Origin of the sequence: Frondihabitans sucicola, from assembly GCF_030296615.1 — a bacterium.
GTDB lineage: Bacteria > Actinomycetota > Actinomycetes > Actinomycetales > Microbacteriaceae > Frondihabitans > Frondihabitans sucicola.
On the sequence record NZ_AP027732.1, the window covers coordinates 2,335,384 to 2,353,811 of the forward strand.

Genomic DNA, 18,428 nt, shown 5'->3' on the forward strand with positions numbered 1-18,428 from the left:
ATGCCGAAACTCCGGCTCGCTTTCGCCATGCGCTCGGACGAGCTCGCGGCGACCGTGTTCAGCGACGAGGCGAAAGAGCGGCTGGCGGGCGTGACCGACCTCGTCCGCCCGGACGTCCTCACCGAGTTCGAGAGCGACGAGGCGCTCGCCGTGCTCGGGTCGATCGACGTCCTCGTCACAGGGTGGGGAGCCCCGTGATCGACGCGCGAGTGCTCGACGCGGCACCGCACCTGCGGCTGATCGCGCACTCCGCAGGCACCGTCAAGGGCCACCTCGACCGCGAGGTGTGGCGCCGGGACATCGCGGTGACGACGGCGGCGCAGGCGAACGGCGTTCCGGTGGCCGAGTACACGCTGGCTTTCATCCTGCTGTCGGCCAAAGGCGCCTTCCCGGCGGCCGCCGGCTTCCGGCGGCTGCACGACATGCGCGCCAAGGAGGCCATGCCCGCGCACGTCGGCAACCTCGGCAGCACGGTCGGCATCATCGGCGCCTCGCGCATCGGCCGGCTCGTGCTGGAGATGCTCCGGCCCTTCCACCACCGCGTGCTCATCGCCTCGCCCGACCTCACCCCCGACGAGGCGACCAGGATCGGAGGCACGCTCGTCCCGCTGGAGCGCCTGCTCGAGGAGAGCGACGTCGTGTCGCTCCACGCGCCGATCCTGCCCCAGACGATCGGGATGATCGGCCGCGAGCAGTTCGCCCGCATGAAGTCCGGGGCCACCTTCATCAACACCGCCCGCGGCGTGCTCGTCGACCACGACGCCCTCCGCGACGAGACGTCGAGCGGCCGCCTGTCGGCGATCATCGACGTCACCGATCCGGAGCCCCTCCCGCCCGACGACGTCCTCTACACGCTCGACAACGTGATCCTGACGCCTCACATCGCAGGATCGATGGGCAACGAGCTCCCGCTGATGGGCGACTCCGCCACGACCGAGGTCGAGCGGTTCGCGCACGGTGAACCCCTCGTGTACCCGGTGACACTCGACGACCTCGACAGGATGGCCTGACCATGACCCGACTCACCGCTTCGACGCTCGGCGCACCCGACGAGGACCTCGACGCCGTCGTCGACGCTCTCGCGCGCTCGCACGTGACCCACGTCGAGCTGCGCGTGAGCGGCGGCCAGATCGTCGATCCCGCCATGACGGCGCGCGAGGTGGCCGGGGTCCGGTCGCGATTCGACGCGGCCGGCATCTCGATCTCCGGGCTGGCGAGCTACGTCCGGATCGCGTCGGACGCCGGTGACGAGATGGTCGTCGGAGCGCTCGCCGAAGCCCTGCGGTTCGCCTCCGACCTCGGAGCGCCGGTCGTGCGCGTGTTCCCCGGGGCACCCACGCACCCGAGCGACTACTCGGCGGTTCCCCGCCTGCGCGAAGAGGCCGGCGTCGCCGACGAACGAGCGGTTCGGCGGCTCGACGCCGTGGCAGGGCTGGCGGGAGACCTCGGCGTCTCGCCCGTGCTCGAGACGCACGACTCCCACCCGCGAGGCGCCGACATCCTGCGGATCCTCGAGCGGGTCTCGGGGCCAATCGGCGCGGTGTGGGACCTCATGCACCCGTGGCGGGTCGGCGAACCCCTCGAGACCACCTGGGGGCTCCTGCAGCCCTGGATCGACGGGGATCGCGGCTCGGTCCAGGTGAAGGACGCGAACCTGCCGGGTGATGCCACCCCGGTCGAGATCGGTCGCGGCACCGTCCCCACCGCCGAATTCGGTGCCCTCCTCCACGGGGCGGAGTTCGACGGGACCGTGTGTCTCGAGTGGGAGCGCACCTGGTACCCCGAGGCTCTGCCGCTCAGCGACGCGCTGGTCTCCGCGCGCGCGTGGTTCGATCGATACTTCGAGGAAGGTGCCTGACATGACGGATCATCTGGACCGCCTGGCGGAGGACGACCTCCGGCTCGACTACAACGGCTGGCTCTTCTGGCGCGAGGCCGGCCCCGAGGCGCAGGATCGCCAACGCGCCCGGCAGCAGGACCTCCGCGTCCGCACCGGCGCCGTGATCGACGAGACCGCCTTCGTCTCCGACCTCGCGATGGTCGCTCCCGACACCTTCCGCATCGGGGCCCGCAGCTACATCGCCGCCCACGCCTACGTGACCGGCGACGTCACCTTCGGAGACGACTGCACGGTCAACGTCTTCACTGTGGTGCGCGGCCGGGTGCACCTCGGAGCCGGTGTCCGGATCGGCGCCCACACGTCGATCCTCGGGTTCAACCACTCGATGGACCCCGAGCTCCCGGTCTACCGGCAGCCCGTCACGGAGAAGGGGATCGTGATCGGCGACGACGTGTGGGTCGGCTCCAACGTCGTGATCCTGGACGGGGTCTCGGTCGGATCGCACGCGGTCGTCGCTGCGGGAGCGGTGGTGACCAAGGACGTCGCCGACTGGGCGATCGTCGCCGGCAACCCGGCGAGGGTCGTGCGCGACCGGCGCATTCCGAAGGGGACGAGCCCGTCGGCCGCCCGGTTCGACGCTCTCGCCGATCGGCTGGCGACGTTCGCCGACCGGGCGCGCGCCGAGGCGGACGCCGTCGTCGAGCGAAGCTGGGAGTCCTCCGGCGCAGCGCCGGACGGCACGCTCTCCGGGCGCTGGGTCGACGCTCCGGGGGCCGCTCCGGCCAGACGACCCCACGCCGACGCGGTCGAGATCAGCATGCTGCTCACGGGGCGCCCGCCGGTGCAGCTCGACCGGGACGAGCACATCAGGCGGTTGCGGTTCGGCCAGGATCCTGCGACCGGCCTCACTCCGGAGGTCGACGAGACGGGACGCCACACCGCGACCGCGACCTCCTACGAGAGCGGTGACGAGCAGTACCACGTGCTCAGCCTCGGCTACGCGCTCGACGTGCTCGGCAGCCGCCTGGAGCACCCCGTGCGAGCCGTCGCCGCGATGTCGCCGGACGACGTCCTCGCCTTCTGCGAGACGCGGCCGTGGCACGAGCAGGGGTGGTCGGCCGGTGCGGCCATCGACAGCCTCGGCACCGCACTGCTGTGGAACCTGCGCTACGGCGAGACCGACCCCACTGGTACCCGGCGCAGCGTCGACGCGCTGATCGGGTGGCTGACCACCCACGCCTCGCGAACGACCGGCCTGTGGTCGCAGGCGCGGCTCTCGGACGGTCTGCTGCAGCCCGTCAACGGGTTCTACCGGGCCTCGCGCGGGACGTTCGCGCAGTTCGGCGTTCCGATCCCGTACCCGGAGCGCGTCATCGACGAAGCTTTCGAGCAAGTCGCGGATCCGCGCCACTTCGGCCCCGGCCGCACGACGGCCTGCAACATGCTCGACGTCGCGCATCCGTTCTGGCTCGCGGTGCGGCAGACCGCCCACCGGCGGGACGAGATCCGCGAGTTCGCGGCCGCCGCCCTCGACCAGGCTCTCGTGCAGTGGGTGCCGGACGCGGGGTTCCCGTTCCGGTTCGCACCGTCGAGCGGGCCGACCGCCGTCGACCAGGTGCCCGGGTTCAAGGGCACCGAGATGTGGCTCTCGACCGTGTGGTACCTCGCGGACCTCGCCGGTGTCTCCGAGTCGCTCGGTTACCGGCCGACGGGAGTGCATCGCCCCGAGCCCGCCTGGGACCTCGCGCGAGGGGTGCCCGCGGTCTGACGCGTCGAGCAGCGCCGTCGAGCAGCGCTGTCGGCGGGCGCTGTCGGCGGGCCCGCGCGGTTCAGGAGCGGGAGGAGCGCTTCGAGCCATTCGCCGAACGTCTGCGCGCCTTCGTCGTGACAGCCCACCGGCAGCAGCGTCCCGTCGCGCAGGGCTCTGCCGAAACCGCCCGGCACCGGGATCTGCACGAGGCGTCCGCTGCTGCCCGTCCTCGCGACGTACCGCTCGACCATGTCGATCATCCGATGCTGCTCGGGGCCGGCGAGGTCTCGGACCCGCCCCTGCGGTTCTCCGACGGCGAGCTCCAGCAGGCGCTCCGCGACCTCCCGGGCCGCCACCGGCTGAGACCTCATCGACGGGATCAGGACGAACGGCCCGAAGCGGTACTGCCCGAAGACCTGGGCGGCGAACTCGTGGAACTGGGTGGCGCGCAGGATCGTCCACGGCACCGGCCCGGCCTCGACCCTCTCCTCCTGGGCGACCTTGCCGGCGTAGTAGCCGAACGGCGCCAGGTCGCTGCCGACGATGCCGAGGGCCAGGTGGTGGGCGACCCCCGCGTCCCGTTCGGCGTCGAGGAGGTTCCGGGTGACGGCGCCGAAGAACGCCCGCGACTTCGCGGACGACTGCGTCTGGACGCCCGTGACGTCGATGACGGCCGCGACGCCGTCGAGGGCAGCCGGCAACCCGGCCGCGCTGACGAGATCCGCGCCGGTCGAGCGGGACAGCACGACGACCTCGTGGCCGCGCTCTCGGGCAATGCCGGTGAGGTGGTTTCCGACGGTGCCGGTGCCTCCGGCGATGGCGATCTTCATCGGTGGTTCTCCTTCTGAGTGGTGGTTCGGCGACGGTGCGGTCGAGCGGCGGTCAGGCGGGCGGTCAGCCCTGCCACGCACCGAGCTTCTCGGGAGTGACCACGAGCCAGACGTCGGTCACCAGGCCCGCCTCGACGCGCAGGTTCGTGATGCCGTAGACCCGATCGCCGAGGCGCATCGAGTAGCCGAGGCCATCGGCCGTCGCCTCCTCGACGAAGTCCAGCGCAGCCTGTTTGGCGAGCACCCCGAGCACGAAGCGGGCGACGTTCGAGGGACCGTGGACGGGATTGATCGCGGCGCGCACGAGACCGCCGCCGTCGGACCTCAGCGTGACAGCAGGATCGAGCAGGGCCATGAGCGAGGCGAGATCGCCCTCGCGGCACGCCCTCCCGAATGCGGCGACGACGGCGTCGTGCTCCGAGCGCTCCACCGGCACCGCCCGTCCGTCCTGCACGCGACGGCGGCCCGAAGTCGCCAGCTGGCGGACCGCCGCGGGGCTCCGCCCGACGATCTCCGCGATCTCCGGGAACGGGACGGCGAAGACGTCGTGCAGGACGAAAGACACCCGTTCGGCGGGCGTCATCGCCTCGAGCACCACGAGGAGCGCCATGCTGACGGCGTCGTCGAGGGCGACGGCGTCGAGCGGGTCGGCCGCGACCGGAGTGCCGAGGAACAGGTCGGCCGGTACCGGTTCGGGCAGCCACTCGCCGACGTAGTTCTCGCGGCGCGCTCGGGCCGAACCGAGGACGTCCAGGCAGATCCTGCTGACCACGCGCGTCAGCCACGCCTGAGGGTTCTCGATGGCCGCCCGGTCTGCGTCGTCGAGGCGGTACCACCGGAAGTACCCCTCCTGGACGGCATCCTCGGCGTCGCCCAGGGTTCCCAGCATGCGGAACGCGAGGGCCATGAGCTGTCGTCGCTCACTCATCACCTCGGCCAAGTTCTCTCCATCGGTCGACACGCGTTCCTCCTCGGTGATCATCCCATCCCGTCGGGACCTCCTGGGAGACCGACGACACAGGCTCGAGCGGTGTGAGGTCCGGCCGACGACCGCCGTCGCCTCACAGTCCGGGATCCTGCGTCGTCGGTGTGTCGGAGGCGGATGACCGCCCCGTCACCTGAAAGGAAACCCATGACCACGGTCGACATCGGCACCACCTTCCCCGCGTCGTACAAGGCGATGTACGCGCTCAGCACCACGGCCGAGGAAGCGGCCACGACGGCCGGACTCGACCCCAAGCTCGTCGAGCTCGTCAAGATCCGCGCCTCCCAGATCAACGGCTGCGCGTTCTGCCTCCGGATGCACGTCCGCGACGCGATTCGCCACGGCGAGACGGCGGATCGGCTCGCGGTCGTCGCGGGCTGGTGGGAGTCGCAGTACTTCGACGCCGCCGAGCGCGCAGCCCTCGCGATCGCCGAGCGCGTCACGTCGATCTCCGAGAGTGGCGACGCCCACGAGTCGCCCGCCGAGGGTGCTCTCGACGACGCTCAGATCGCCGCGGTGACCTGGCTGACCATCGTGATCAACGCCTGGAACCGCATCGCGATCTCGAGCCACTACGCCGTAGCGCCCTGAGTCGCGGCTCTCCGGCGGCCGCACCCGGCCCCGCCCCGGGTACGGTCGACGCATGCCGACCACGCCCCTCGATCGATTCTTCGGCTGGCTCTTCGAGTTGTTCCCGGTGCGGGTCTTCCTGGCGTTCGGGAGCAAGAACGGGTTCGTCCTCGCGGCCGGACTGGCGTACCAGGCGCTGTTCGCCCTCTTCGCGGCCCTCTGGTCGGGATTCTCGGTCGCCGGGCTCGCACTGTCCGGGAGCCCTGAGCTCCGGGACTCCCTGTTCGACGTCATCAACACGTCGGTGCCGGGGCTGATCAAGTCGGGAAACGACGCGACCGGAGCGATCGACGCGACCAAGCTGCTGCACGCGGGCATCTTCGGTTTCACCGGGGCGGTCGCCGTCGTCGTCCTGGTCTTCACCGCCGTCGGCTTCCTGGGCTCGGCACGCGGATCGGTGCGGGCCATCTTCGGTGTTCCGCAGTCGACGGAGGATTTCTTCGTCCGGAAGGGGAAAGACCTCGTCCTCGGACTCCTGTTCGGGGTCGCCGTGCTGCTCTCGAGCGTGCTGTCGCTCATCAGCACCTCGTCCGTGCGGTTCCTGCTCGGCCTGCTGGGAGCGGACGTGTCGACGTTCGGCGGGACGATCCTGCTGCGCGGGGTCGGCCTCGTCATCGTCTTCGCCTTCGACACCGTCGTGCTGATGGGCCTGTTCAAGGTGCTGTCCGGCCTGTTCATCCCGCGTCGCCGCCTCGTCGCCGGCAGTCTGCTCGGGGCGGCGGCGCTCGGCGTGCTGAAGGCCGTCGGCGGAGTGCTCCTCGGCCACGCGACGACGAATCCGCTCCTGGCCTCCTTCGCGGTGATCGTCGGACTACTGATTTTCCTCAACCTCGTGTGCCAGGTCCTGCTCCTCACCGCCTCCTGGATCGCCGTGCAGATGGCGGCGGACGGCGTCCTCGCCGACCCCGTCGCCGAGCGGGCGCGCCTCGCGAAGCTCGAGGCGGAACGACAGGCACTGATCAGGAGCCGCGCCCTCCGCGCGCAGCCGCGGTGGGTGCGCGCTGCCTCGAAGCTCCGGGCTCGGCTGCCGCGCCGGCGCTGATCCTGTCCGCCGCGCCGGGCGGCCCCTCGACGAGGCCGCCGGCTTTCGACCGGTGGGCCCAGGCGCCGCCGGCATGACGATGACACGTTCGGCCGCGCCCTCCGTGTAGCTTGTCGCCATGCGTATCGTGAAGGGCCGCTACAAATTCCTCTACGTCGTGGCCTTCCTCCTCGGGCTCGGAGCGCTCACCGAGGTGTTTCAGCGAGCGGGGATACCCGGCGCCGTCGACTGGGTGGGCGCGCTGGGGTTTGCGCTCCTGACGGTGATCGCCGTCCGGATCTTCCGAGTCCCCGAAGAAGATGTTGCAGCGCCGCGCCCGCTCTGGCGCATGACCGGTCGTCCGACGGCGGGTTTCCTCCTGGGCGGCCTCAACGCCCTCAGCGCGGCGACGGTGATCTGGGCACTGGTCTACTCGCGCGTCGTCGAGAGGCCGTCCGTGGTCGCCGCCTCGTTCCCCGGCAGTGGCCTCACCGTGCAGATCGTGAGCGTGGTCGTCGAGGCGGCGCTCGCGGTCCTGTACCTGCGGTCGTCGTTCCGGCTGGCTCGCCGCGTGCCTGCGCCGTCCTGGGTGCGGTAGCGCACCGGCCGACCCGGGCGCGGTAGCGCGCGGGCACCGAGCGCGCGCGCCGACCGCCCCGCGCCCTCAGCTGAGATCGGCGGGAACCTCGTCGGGGGCGGCGCGCTTGCCGAGGCGACGGACGGCGAACGTCACGCCCCACAGCACGACGCCGATCGCGAGGAGTGCCCCGGCGATTCCGTACTGCTCCGCTCCGCGGCCGGACGACCAGGGCAGGACGAGCCAGAGGCAGGCCAGGATGCCGACGATCGGGAGGATCCTGCCCGCTCTGAAGTGGCCGTGCGGCACCCGGTCGCGACGCAGGACGAGAACGACGAGGTTCACGACGGCGAAGACGGCGAGCAGCAGCAGCGACGTCGTGCCGCCGAGTACCGCGACGATGGGCGACTCCGGCGACAGCGAGACGTAGCCGATGAGCAGGAGGCTGAGGCCGGTGGTGAACAGGATCGCGGTCCAGGGCGTCCGGTTGCGCGAGTGCACCTTCGACAGAAAACCAGGCAGGACGCCCTGCTTGCTCATCCCGTAGAGGAGGCGGCTCGCCATCATCATGTTGATGAGCGCCGAGTTGGCCACGGCGAACATCGAGATGAACGGAAGCAGCGCTCCGATCGGGAAGCCCGGCGCTGCGGTCTCGACCACCGTCACGAGCGGTGTCTCGTTGTCGGCCAGCTGACCGATCGGGACCACCGCGACGGCGCACAGCGACACGAGCACGTAGATGACGGCGGTGATGCCGAGACCGGTGAGCATGACGCGCGGGAAGATCCTGCTCGGATCCTTCGTCTCTTCGGCCATGTTGACGCTGTCCTCGAACCCGACCATCGCGAAAAAAGCCAGCGAGGTCGCGGCCGAGATGCTGAGCAGGAGGGCCTTGTCGCCCGGCGTCTCGAAGAGCACGACGCGCGAGAGGTCGGCGTTACCGCCCGCGATGGCCCAGAACCCGATCAGGATCACCAGGACGAGACCCGACAGCTCGACGAGCGTGAGGACCACGTTGGCCTTGACGCTCTCGCTGACGCCTCGGAAGTTGACGGCCATCACGAGCAGCATGAACCCCATCGCGACGAGCATGATCGTGCCGTTCCCGAGCTCGACCTCGATGCCTGCGGCGAGGTTGGCGGCGAAGGCGCGCGCGGCCGTCGAGGCCGACGTGATGCCCGAGCACATGACGATGAACGTCACCAGGAACGTGACGAAGTGGACGCCGAAAGCCTTGTGCACGTAAAGGGCGGCGCCCGCGGTCTGCGGATACTTCGTCACGAGTTCGAGGTACGAGAACGCCGTCACCAGGGCAACGCCGAACGCGATGAGGAAGGGAGCCACGCCGCACCACCCACTTCGGCGGCGACCTGCCCGGTCAGCGCGTAGACGCCGGTGCCGAGGATGTCGCCGACGATGAAGAGCAGGAGGAGCTTCGGCCCGATGGCCCGCTTCAGCTCGGTGGGCTGATCGGTGCCGGGTGTCGGGGTCGTCGTCGTCGATGCCATGGGAGCCTCCGTTGTCGTGACGTGCGGTGTCGGTCTGCGGTGGGTTCCCGTCATCCTGCCCGCTTCACCCGCTCTGCGTTAGAGGAGCGCAGGATCTTGCGCGGCACGTAACTATGCGCGTCGCGCAGCAACTCGGGTCATTCTCGGTCGGGGGCCCGGCTCGGTCGTACTATCGGGCTCAGCGGGCTCACCACCCCGCGGAACGGGTCGGGGCGGCATGTCGAACGAGACACGGACGGCGACGCGCGGCGTCAGCGGCAGGTTCGGCGTCAGCCGCTGGGTGTTCGGCCCCGCCGCCGTCATCGTGCTCGGGTTCGTGGTGTTCGCGCTCATCGCCCCCGGCAGACCGAGGCCGCGTTCGCCGCCCTGCAGGCGAACATCGTCCGCGACTTCAGCTGGTACTACGTGCTGGTCGCGGCGGCGTTCGTCGGCTTCGTGCTGTGGATCGGGTTCAGCCGCTTCGGCGACATCGTCCTCGGGAAGGACGAGGACAAGCCGGAGTTCTCGACCGTGTCGTGGTTCTCCCTCCTCTTCGCCGCGGGTATGGGCATCGGCCTCGTCTTCTACGGCGTCTCGGAACCCCTCAGCCACTTCGCCTCGCCGCGGCCCGGCGTGACCGGGACGCCGGCGCACCTCGCTCAGCAGGCCCTGACGCAGACCTTCCTGCACTGGGGGCTGCACGCGTGGGCCATCTACGTCGTCGTCGGGCTCGCGCTCGCCTACGCGATCCATCGCCGCGGGCGTCCCGTGTCGATCCGCTGGGCACTCGAACCCCTGCTGGGCACACGGGTGCGGGGCGGCTGGGGCAACGCCATCGACGTGATCGCCCTGGTCGGCACGCTGTTCGGCGTCGCGACCTCGCTCGGCCTCGGGGTGCTGCAGATCAACGCCGGGCTGGCGGCGATCGGGGTGCTCGAGAACTCGCTCGGTGTGCAGATCGTGTTGATCGTGGTCGTCACCCTGGTCGCGATCGTGTCGCTCGTGACGGGTGTGTCGAAGGGCATGAAGATCCTGTCGAACTTCAACCTGTTCCTGGCGGCCCTGCTACTCGTGTTCGTGCTCGCCGTCGGGCCGACGCAGTTCTTGCTGCGGGAGTTCGTCCAGACGATCGGCGACTACCTGCAGAACTTCGTCGGGCTCGCGTTCGACGTGAGCGCCTTCAGCGGAGCGCGCGGTGAGGCCTGGCAGGGGGCGTGGACCACGTTCTACTGGGGCTGGTGGATGTCGTGGGCACCGTTCGTCGGCATCTTCATCGCCCGCATCTCGAAGGGCCGTACGGTGCGGCAGTTCGTCTTCGGAGTGCTGCTGGTGCCGACGCTGCTGACGTTCCTCTGGTTCGCCATCCTCGGCGGCGCGGCCCTGCAGGCGCAGATGTCGGGGCGGGTGTCGCTCGTCGGCCCGCACGGGGGCGTGGACGTCGAAGGGGCGCTGTTCCAGCTCCTGGGCTCGCTCCCGGCCGGTACTGTCCTGATCGCCGGCGCGATCCTGTTGATCGGCGTCTTCTTCGTGACGTCGGCCGACTCGGGCGCCCTCGTCATGTCGATGATCGCGACCGGAGGGCAGCTCGAGCCGAAGGCGTGGATTCGCGTGTTCTTCGCCGGGGTGACGGCGCTCGTGGCGATCTCGCTGCTCGTGTCGGGCGGACTGACCGCTCTCAAGACGGCGGCGATCACGACCGCTCTGCCGTTCAGCGTGGTCATGATCCTCATGTGCTGGGCGACGGTGATCGCCTTCACCCGGGAGATCCGGGCCTACCGCGCCGCCGAGCGCGCGGTCCTGCTGGAGGAACTCACGGCGCACTACGAGCAGGAGGTCGAACGGCCGTCGCAGGTCGACCCGAGGACGGGCCCCATCGCGCTGCTGCGGAGGCGCTTGCGCCGCTGACGCGACGGCCGGTCGTCGCTCGTCGCGAGAGCGCGCAGGCTCAGCCGACGAGAGCCAGCGCGAAGGGCAGGACGGCGGGAGCCCCGGCGCGGCGAAGGGCCCGGCCGGCCACGGTGAGGCTCCAGCGGCTGTCGACCAGGTCGTCGACGAGCAGGACGGGGCCGCTCTGGCCGGCGAGGGCCTCGGCCAGCGAGGGGCTCACCTCGAACGCCTGCCACACGTCGGCGAGCCGATAGACGCTGTTGGCGCCGCCACGGGCGCGCCCGGTCGTGGAACCCGGGCCGGTGGCCGTGAGGGGCGGGAGCAGCGTCAGCCGCCCGACCGAGCTGAGCGCCTCGGCGAGCGAGGAGACGAGCTCGGGGTGGGAGGTCGACGGCATCGCGACGACCGCGGTCGGGCGCTCGGCCCACGGCCACTCCTTGAGGACGCGGACACAGCCGTCGAGAAGGCCCCGGGAGAGCGGGGCGTCGGGGGATCCGGCGGCGAACACCTCGCGGAGCGTCGTCCCCCAGCCCAGGTCGGTGAGGCGCGCCAAGGCGCGGCCCGACTCGACGCGCTCTTCGGGAGGGATCTTGCCCGTGAGCGAGACGCCGGCGCGGTCGGCGCCCGCGGGCCACTGCGCACGCGGCTCGACCTCGACGCCGACGCGGTCGAGAGCCGTGGTCGCGCGGCCGGCGGCTTCGGAGGCGACGTCGGTCGGGTACCAGACCCCGGCGCAGATGTCGCAGCGCCCGCAGGGGGCCGCGGCAGGATCGTCGAGGTCGGCCTGGAGGAGCTGCATGCGGCAGGTGGTGGCCGACTCGTAGCGGAGCATGGAGTCCTGTTCGGCGACGCGGGCCGCCGCGATGCGCTCGTAGCGCTCGCGGTCGTACCGCCAGGCCAGCCCGGTCGACACCCAGCCGCCCTGGACCTTCTGCACGGCGCCGTCGACGTCGAGCACCTTGAGCATCAGCTCGAGCGGCGTGCGCTTGAGGTCGACCCGCGCCTCGAGCGCGGGCGTGGAGAGCGGCGTGCCGGAGAGCTCGGCCAGGACGGCCTTCGCCCGCGACTCGGACGGCATCGACGCGGTGGCGAAGTACTGCCAGATGTCGGCGTCTTCGCGGCCCGGCAGCAGGAGGACGTCGGCGTTGTCGGTGGCGCGGCCGGCGCGGCCGATCTGCTGGTAGTAGGCCACGGGGGACGACGGGGCGCCGAGGTGCACGACGAAGCCGAGGTCGGGCTTGTCGAAACCCATGCCGAGGGCGCTGGTCGCCACCAGGGCCTTGAGGTCGTTCGTCTTGAGCCGCTGCTCGAGGACCTCGCGCTCTTCGGGGTCGGTGCGACCCGAGTACGCGGCGACCTCGTGGCCGGCTTCGCGAAGGAGCCGGGCGGTGTCGTCGGCGGCGGAGACGGTCAGCGTGTAGATGATGCCGCTGCCGGGGAGGCTCACGAGGTGCGACAGCAGCCAGCCGAGTCGCTCGCGACTCGTGGGGAGGGTCAGGACGCCCAGCCGGAGGGAGGCGCGGGCGAGGCTGCCCCGGATCGTGAGAACGGGCGTTCCTGAGCCGAGCTGCTCTTCGACGTCGGCGACGACGCGTTCGTTCGCGGTGGCCGTCGTCGCCAGCACGGGGATCTCGCCGGGCAGGGTGCGGATCAGTTCGGCCAGACGGCGGTAGTCGGGCCGGAAATCGTGGCCCCAGTCGGAGATGCAGTGGGCCTCGTCGACCACCAGCATTCCCATGGTGCGCATCAGCTCGGGCATCTGCTCGTCGCGGAAACGCGGGTTGTTCAGGCGCTCGGGTGAGACGAGGAGGACGTCGACCTGCCCCTGGGCGATCTGCCGCTGCACGTCGCCCCACTCGTGGGCGTTCGCCGAATTGACGGCGGCGGCGCGGACGCCCGCCCGGGCCGCCGCGGCCACCTGGTCACGCATCAGCGCCAGCAGCGGGCTCACGAGCAGGGTCGGGCCGGCGCCGCGACGGCGGATCAGAAGGGTCGCGATGAAGTACACGGCGGACTTGCCCCAGCCGGTGCGCTGGACGACGAGGGCCCGACGGCGATCGTCGACGAGGGCGCGGATCGCCTCGAGCTGACCGTCGTGGAACACCGCGTCGGCCCGGCCGGTGAGTGCTCGGAGGAGGTCGAGCGCTTCGGCGTCGAGGTCGGTGCTGGTCGTCGTCATGCGGCCACTCTGCCAGGCGCGGGTGACACCCAGCCCCGAGTTGACGCGGACCCGCTCCGGGCGGTAGACCGAACCTGCAGACCCGGACCCCGTCTGGACCGCGAGCGACGCCTCTCACGCGTCACCAGCTCGCGCGACCGGATCGGAACTCCGTGCGGGATCACCTCACCTCCCTCTTTCGCCCCTTCATGCGGCTGCGCCTTCGCCAGCGCGGCGCCCAGTTCCCGAACGTCCCGACCCCGCTCGATGCGCCGCAGGCGCACGTGGCCGGCCCGGACCCCGATCGCGTCCTCGTGTTCGGCACTCCGGCGACGATCGGGTCCGGCGTCCTGACGCACGCCCTGGGGCTCCTGGGCCACGTGGCCCGCGAGCTCTCCCGCCGCACCGGCCGCGGCGTGGACGTCGACCTCCACGCCGACGCCGACCTGCGGATCGAGACCGCGGTGCGCGCGACCGCCGGCCTGGACGTCTGGCGGTACGACGCGATCCTGCTCGTCCTCGGCGGAGCCGACGCCCTGCGGCTCACCCCGGTCGACGTCTGGCGCCGGGAACTCGGCGTGCTCCTCGGGGCGCTGGCGATGGAGAGCTCGGCGTCGACCCGGGTGTTCGTCGTCGGGATCCCGCCGCTGCTCGACGTCCCGACCTTCGGCGGACCGTTCGGCCGCGTGGGCGACCGGCACGCGCGCCTCCTGAACGCCGCGACGGCCGGAGTGTGCACCGCCTACGGCGCCGAGTTCGTCGCGCTCCCGGCGCAGGAGCCGACCGGCTCGCGGTACCGCGCCCCGGCCGACTACCGGGTGTGGGCATCGATCCTGGCCGAGCGGGTCGCGAGCGTGATGGCGGCCGAGACGCAGGATCGCGACGACCGCGCTTCGGTCGAACGGGCCGCCCCGATCGACATGGTCGCCATGTACCGCACGCTGCCCGACGAGACGGCCCGGGTCCGGCGCGACGAGGCGCAGCGGGAGGACGAACGCCAGGCTGCGCTCGACGCGCTCCGCATCCTCGACACGGCCCCGGAGGTGGCGCTCGACGCCGTCGTCGGGGCCGCCGCGTCGGCGTTCGGGACCCGGTACGCGGCGTTCACCCTGATCGACCACGACCGCCAGTGGGTGAAGAGCCGCATCGGATTCGACGACGTCGAGGGTGATGCGGTCGACGAACTGTGCGTCCGCACGATCCTGCGAGGATCCGCGCTCGTCGTACCCGACCTCGGCCGCGACTCGACGAATCGCGCGGCGGAGGAGCCGGGCAGGCTCCGGCAGTGCGCTTCTTCGCGGGACACCCGGTCGAGAGTCCTTCCGGGCATCGCATCGGCGTGCTGTGCGTCTTCGACCCGGAGCCGCGCGATCCGGGGTCGCTCGAGCAGACGCAGCTCGCCGCGTTCGCGCACGCGATCCAGGAGGAGATCTGGCGGCGCGGCACCGACTGACGAACCGTCGAGAGCACGCCTACTCGAGCAGGCCGCGGATGTCGTCGGCGGTGAGCGCCGCCCCGAACGCCTGCTCGTCGTCGTCCATCATCGCGTCGAAGAGCTTGGCCTTCTTCTCCTTGAGCTGCATCACCTTCTCTTCGATCGTGTCGTTGGCGATCATGCGGTACACGAAGACGCCGCGCGTCTGACCGATGCGGTGCGTGCGGTCGATCGCCTGCGCCTCGGACGCCGGATTCCACCACGGGTCGAGCAGGAAGACGTAGTCGGCCTCGGTGAGGTTCAGCCCGAAGCCGCCGGCCTTCAGGCTGATGAGGAAGACCGTGGAGGTTCCCGACTTGAAGCCGTCGATCACCTCGGAGCGGCGTCTGGTCGAGCCGTCGAGGTAGTCGTACGTGATGCCCTCTGCATCGAGGCGGGCGGCGACGAGACGCAGGTACGACGTGAACTGGCTGAAGACGAGGGCGCGGTGACCGCCGGCGATCACGTCGGCGAGCTCCTCGACGAGGACGTCGAGTTTCGACGACGGAACTCCGGCGTACGCCTCGTCGTCGACGAGCGTGGCGTCGAGGGCGAGCATCCGCAGGAGGGTGAGCGACCGGAAGACGATGAACCGGTTGCGGTCGAGGTCGTCGACGAGGTCGAGCAGTTTCATGCGCTCGCGCTGGAGGAACAGGTCGTACAGCTTGCGGTGCGCGGGTTCCAGGTCGACGCGGAGCAGCTGCTCCTGTTTCTCGGGCAGGTCGCTCGCAACCGTCTCTTTGGTGCGGCGGAGCATCAGCGGTCGGATTCGGGTGCGGAGCCGCGACAGCAGTTCGGGGCGGTCGTGCTGCGAGATCGGCTTGACGTACTCGTCGGTGAACCGCAGACCGGTCGACAGCAGGCCGGGGAGACCACGTGGAAGAGCGACCAGAGATCCATCAGGTCGTTCTCCATCGGCGTGCCCGTGATGGCGAGCTTGAAGGGCGCCCGGAGGTCGGCCGCGGCCTTGTGCGCCTTCGACTGGCGGTTCTTGATCATCTGCGCCTCGTCGAGCACGAGTCCGGCCCAGGCGACGGCCTGGTACTTGGCGAAGTCGATGCGGAACAGGGCGTACGACGTCACGACGACATCGACGTGGCCGGCGAGCTCGTCGAGGTTCAGGCGACCCTTCGCAGCCGTCGTCGTCACCGCCCGCACGCGAAGCTCGGGTGTGAAGCGGGCCGCCTCGGCCGCCCAGTTGGAGACGACGGAGGTGGGAGCGACGACCAGGAACGGGCCTCGGGAGGTCTGCGTGGTGTTTGCGGTGTTTGCGGTGTTCGTGGTGTGTGCGGTGTCCTCAGCGTTTGCGGTGTGTGGAGCGTTCGCGGCCCTCGCGTGCTCGAACAGCGCGAGCGTCTGCAGCGTCTTGCCGAGCCCCATGTCGTCGGCCAGGACGCCGCCGAGCCCGTGGTCGTGGAGGAAGGCCAGCCAGCGGAAGCCGTCGAGCTGGTACGGACGGAGGGTGGCCCTGACTCCGTCGGGCACCGGCGTCTCATCGAGACTGTCGCCGCGGGAGATGCGGAGGAGGCCGCCGACAGTGCGGCTCCAGGCCTCGCTCTGCCGGGTGGCGTCGGCGAGCTCTTCGAATTCCGACCAGAGACTGGCCTGGTAGCGGTTGAGGTGGAGTTCGCCGGTCTCCCATTCGTCGAGGGCGGTGGCCTCGGCGATGAGCCGCTTGAGCCCGTCGAAGATCGGCTGCCGGAGCGACAGGTACGACTTGTCGACGAGCAGCAGCTTGTCGCGCCCCTTCGACAGTGCCGTGAACAGCGGCGCGAACGGGATCGATCGCCCTTCGACGGTGACCAGGACGCCGAGGTCGAACCAGTCGCGCTTGTCCGTCTCGACGGTCGTCACCTCGAGGGTCGGCTCGGCGGTGAGCTCACGGTAGTCGGGGCGCTCGCCGACCTGCTCGACCCGGACGTCGTCGCGCGCTTCGAGAACGGGGAGGACGCGGTCGACGAACTCTGCGGAGTCGAGACCGTGCAGGGTGAGCGCGACCGGTGGGGCGCCGAGGTCGGCGATCAGCCCGGGCGGCAGCGGGTACGTGCCGAGCTTCTCGCGGCGGCCCGCGTCGAGCCACGACCAGGCGAGGTCGAGGCGATCGCCGGCGCCGAACGTCACCGTCAGGACGAGGACGGGCGGCAGGATCTCGGGAAGACTCACCGACGAATCGGTGCTGACGACCTCGACGACGCGCGACAGGCGCGGATAGAAGTCGCGAAGGAACTCCGCCGAGTCGGACGCGGGCACCTCGATCGGCTTCTGGGAGGTGACGAGAGCGCGTTGTTCGTCGGTGAGGGGACCGGTCGGAGCGAGGACCAGGTGCAGAGCGGGGCCGAAGCGCCAGGAGTAGACGCCGTGGTCGGCGATCACGCCGATGGAGGCGGCAGGATGTGCTCGGCCGTCGATCTGCACCGCCGCCGTGAGCTGCAGGTCGGCGGCGGCCGGCGCGGGAGTCTGCGGGTCGCGCGCGGCGTCTGCGGCTGCTTCGCGGGCGGCGTCGGCGGCCGCCGCGGCGACTGCGGCCGCTGCTCGCGCGCGGGGGCTCGTCGGGCGGTCGGTGGTAGTGGTGCTGGTGCTGGTGCTGGTGCTGGTGCTGGTGCCGGTGGTGGTGCTGGGCTGCGGCTGGCTGGCGGGCCCCGGGGCTGGCGGCGACGACTCGGCCTCTCCGGTCCGCTCTGCGGATGCCACGTCGATGGTGACGGCGGCGCGCTCGGCGACGACGACGTCGATCTCGCGCTTGCCGGTCACGAGCGTGATGCCGAGCCGTGCCCCCTCGGCCAACAGCGGCCAGAGCAGGGGCTGGCGAACTCGTCGAGGAAGAGCCACTCGGAGTCACCCGGCACGTAGGCGTCGCGCGCCGACTTGTGCAGCGCCTGGAACTGCCCGAACCAGCGGTGCTGCTCGGGGCTGGCGCCGAGGCGGTTGAGGGAGAAGGGCAGCGTTGTCCACGTGAGATCGCCGCGGACCCAGTTGCCGGTCGCGCTCTGCGTCACCGGCCGCACACCGAGCCGGAAGGTCGCTCCCGCGGCCGCGCTCGCCGCCGTCCCCGCGCGGGACTTCGGGGCGCCCCAGCGGGCGCTCTGCGACCGAGTTCGCTCGCGCAGTTCGAAGAGGAGCCCCATCGTTGTGGCCGGCGTGCGATCGCCGGCAGGAGACCCGGCGAGGGCGTCGAGAGCGTCCTTCCAATTCGAGGAGGCCGTCGAGGCGGAGCCGGTGCGCACCGGCTTCTGCTGTCGAGCGATGGTCTCGGCATTGCTCTGCAGCAGGACGGCCGCGACGTGCTTGCACTCGCTGCCGACATAGCAGGTACAGGAGCTGTCGGCGGGCCGCGCGTTGTCGCCGCGGGTGCGCGCCAGGAGGACGCTCGCCTCGTAGGGCTCGGGCTCGCTGCCCTGCACCATCCCCTCGAGCACGAGTGCGTCGGCGTCGAAGCGCACACCCGTCACCCGTCGCTCGCGAACGAGAGCTTTTGCACGATCGAAGGCCCCCGGCCCGACGAGCCGGATGACATCGGTCGCGTCGACGAGAGGAACGGCCGGCGGCATGCCTCCAGCTTGTCACGACCCCCCGACACCGGCGGCCCTGTGCTCCGCCCTGCCCCCACCCCGCCCCCGCCCCCACCCCGCCCTGCCCCCACCCCGCCCCCGCCCGCCGCCCCCTCGCGCCCGCCCCCTCCAGAAATCGAAGGGGATGTGCGCAGATGGCGACTGCCCATGCGGATCCGAGGGCCGTCGCGCAAAAATCCCCTTCGATTTCCGGAGGGTGGGACGGGACGGGGCGGGGCAG

General features: G+C 71.0%; 16 protein-coding genes and 2 pseudogenes. 9 read left to right on the forward strand and 9 right to left on the reverse strand.

The window, feature by feature from the left end:
- The 4 genes from QUE79_RS12025 to QUE79_RS12040 are packed head-to-tail and all read left to right on the forward strand — an operon-like array spanning position 1 to position 3,608.
- On the forward strand, positions 1-198 hold the full coding sequence (locus tag QUE79_RS12025) for a hypothetical protein (protein ID WP_286343324.1): 198 nt from the start codon (positions 1-3) through the stop codon (positions 196-198).
- Complete coding sequence (locus tag QUE79_RS12030; protein ID WP_286343325.1) at positions 195-1,010, forward strand: hydroxyacid dehydrogenase; 816 nt, start codon at positions 195-197, stop codon at positions 1,008-1,010. The genes QUE79_RS12025 and QUE79_RS12030 overlap by 4 nt, the downstream gene beginning before the upstream one ends.
- A 2-nt stretch (positions 1,011-1,012) precedes the next feature.
- Positions 1,013-1,858 (forward strand): sugar phosphate isomerase/epimerase family protein, encoded by an 846-nt coding sequence (locus tag QUE79_RS12035; protein ID WP_286343326.1) that lies wholly within the window; start codon positions 1,013-1,015, stop codon positions 1,856-1,858.
- A gap of 1 nt (position 1,859) precedes the next feature.
- Positions 1,860-3,608, forward strand: coding sequence for an acyltransferase (locus QUE79_RS12040; protein ID WP_286343327.1), 1,749 nt, complete (start codon positions 1,860-1,862; stop codon positions 3,606-3,608).
- On the opposite strand, the gene QUE79_RS12045 is transcribed toward QUE79_RS12040, so the two are convergent.
- Together QUE79_RS12045 and sigJ are read right to left on the reverse strand one after the other, a co-directional pair.
- On the reverse strand, positions 3,539-4,420 hold the full coding sequence (locus tag QUE79_RS12045) for an SDR family oxidoreductase (RefSeq protein ID WP_286343328.1): 882 nt from the start codon (positions 4,418-4,420) through the stop codon (positions 3,539-3,541). The genes QUE79_RS12040 and QUE79_RS12045 overlap by 70 nt on opposite strands.
- A 64-nt stretch (positions 4,421-4,484) precedes the next feature.
- Entirely contained in the window at positions 4,485-5,381 is an 897-nt protein-coding gene (sigJ, locus tag QUE79_RS12050; RefSeq protein ID WP_286343329.1) for an RNA polymerase sigma factor SigJ, read from the reverse strand.
- Positions 5,382-5,552: 171 nt separating this feature from the next.
- Between sigJ and QUE79_RS12055 the strand changes: the two genes are divergently transcribed.
- From QUE79_RS12055 to QUE79_RS12065, 3 genes are all read left to right on the forward strand, one after another.
- Entirely contained in the window at positions 5,553-5,996 is a 444-nt protein-coding gene (locus QUE79_RS12055) for a carboxymuconolactone decarboxylase family protein (RefSeq protein ID WP_286343330.1), read from the forward strand.
- Between the two features lie 52 nt (positions 5,997-6,048).
- Positions 6,049-7,077, forward strand: coding sequence for a YihY/virulence factor BrkB family protein (locus tag QUE79_RS12060; protein WP_286343331.1), 1,029 nt, complete (start codon positions 6,049-6,051; stop codon positions 7,075-7,077).
- Between the two features lie 118 nt (positions 7,078-7,195).
- Complete coding sequence (locus QUE79_RS12065; RefSeq protein ID WP_286343332.1) at positions 7,196-7,654, forward strand: hypothetical protein; 459 nt, start codon at positions 7,196-7,198, stop codon at positions 7,652-7,654.
- A 66-nt stretch (positions 7,655-7,720) separates the two neighbouring features.
- On the opposite strand, the pseudogene QUE79_RS12070 reads toward QUE79_RS12065, so the two are convergent.
- Positions 7,721-9,141, reverse strand: a pseudogene (locus QUE79_RS12070) (APC family permease).
- Between the two features lie 378 nt (positions 9,142-9,519).
- Here QUE79_RS12070 and QUE79_RS12075 point away from each other — a divergent pair.
- Positions 9,520-11,025 (forward strand): BCCT family transporter, encoded by a 1,506-nt coding sequence (locus QUE79_RS12075; RefSeq protein ID WP_434011056.1) that lies wholly within the window; start codon positions 9,520-9,522, stop codon positions 11,023-11,025.
- A gap of 40 nt (positions 11,026-11,065) precedes the next feature.
- Here QUE79_RS12075 and QUE79_RS12080 read toward each other — a convergent pair whose 3' ends face one another.
- The 3 genes from QUE79_RS12080 to QUE79_RS12090 all read right to left on the reverse strand — a co-directional run bounded on the left by QUE79_RS12080 (position 11,066) and on the right by QUE79_RS12090 (position 14,312).
- Positions 11,066-13,186 carry a RecQ family ATP-dependent DNA helicase gene (locus tag QUE79_RS12080; protein WP_286343333.1) on the reverse strand — a complete coding sequence of 707 codons (2,121 nt, stop codon included), beginning with the start codon at positions 13,184-13,186 and terminating at the stop codon, positions 11,066-11,068.
- Entirely contained in the window at positions 13,183-13,866 is a 684-nt protein-coding gene (locus tag QUE79_RS12085; RefSeq protein WP_286343334.1) for a hypothetical protein, read from the reverse strand. The genes QUE79_RS12080 and QUE79_RS12085 overlap by 4 nt, the downstream gene beginning before the upstream one ends.
- Before the next feature lie 110 nt (positions 13,867-13,976).
- Positions 13,977-14,312, reverse strand: coding sequence for a hypothetical protein (locus QUE79_RS12090; RefSeq protein ID WP_286343335.1), 336 nt, complete (start codon positions 14,310-14,312; stop codon positions 13,977-13,979).
- A 138-nt stretch (positions 14,313-14,450) separates the two neighbouring features.
- Here QUE79_RS12090 and QUE79_RS12095 point away from each other — a divergent pair, with 138 nt between their 5' ends.
- Positions 14,451-14,618 (forward strand): hypothetical protein, encoded by a 168-nt coding sequence (locus QUE79_RS12095; protein WP_286343336.1) that lies wholly within the window; start codon positions 14,451-14,453, stop codon positions 14,616-14,618.
- A gap of 19 nt (positions 14,619-14,637) precedes the next feature.
- On the opposite strand, the gene QUE79_RS12100 is transcribed toward QUE79_RS12095, so the two are convergent.
- From QUE79_RS12100 to QUE79_RS12110, 3 genes and pseudogenes are all read right to left on the reverse strand, one after another.
- Positions 14,638-15,273 (reverse strand): DEAD/DEAH box helicase, encoded by a 636-nt coding sequence (locus tag QUE79_RS12100; protein WP_350271698.1) that lies wholly within the window; start codon positions 15,271-15,273, stop codon positions 14,638-14,640.
- A 45-nt stretch (positions 15,274-15,318) separates the two neighbouring features.
- A pseudogene (locus QUE79_RS12105) lies at positions 15,319-17,468 on the reverse strand (DEAD/DEAH box helicase); the annotation flags it as partial.
- Positions 17,387-18,187 carry an SWIM zinc finger family protein gene (locus QUE79_RS12110; RefSeq protein ID WP_286346865.1) on the reverse strand — a complete coding sequence of 267 codons (801 nt, stop codon included), beginning with the start codon at positions 18,185-18,187 and terminating at the stop codon, positions 17,387-17,389. The pseudogene QUE79_RS12105 and the gene QUE79_RS12110, both read right to left, overlap by 82 nt.
- Positions 18,188-18,428: the final 241 nt, after the last annotated feature.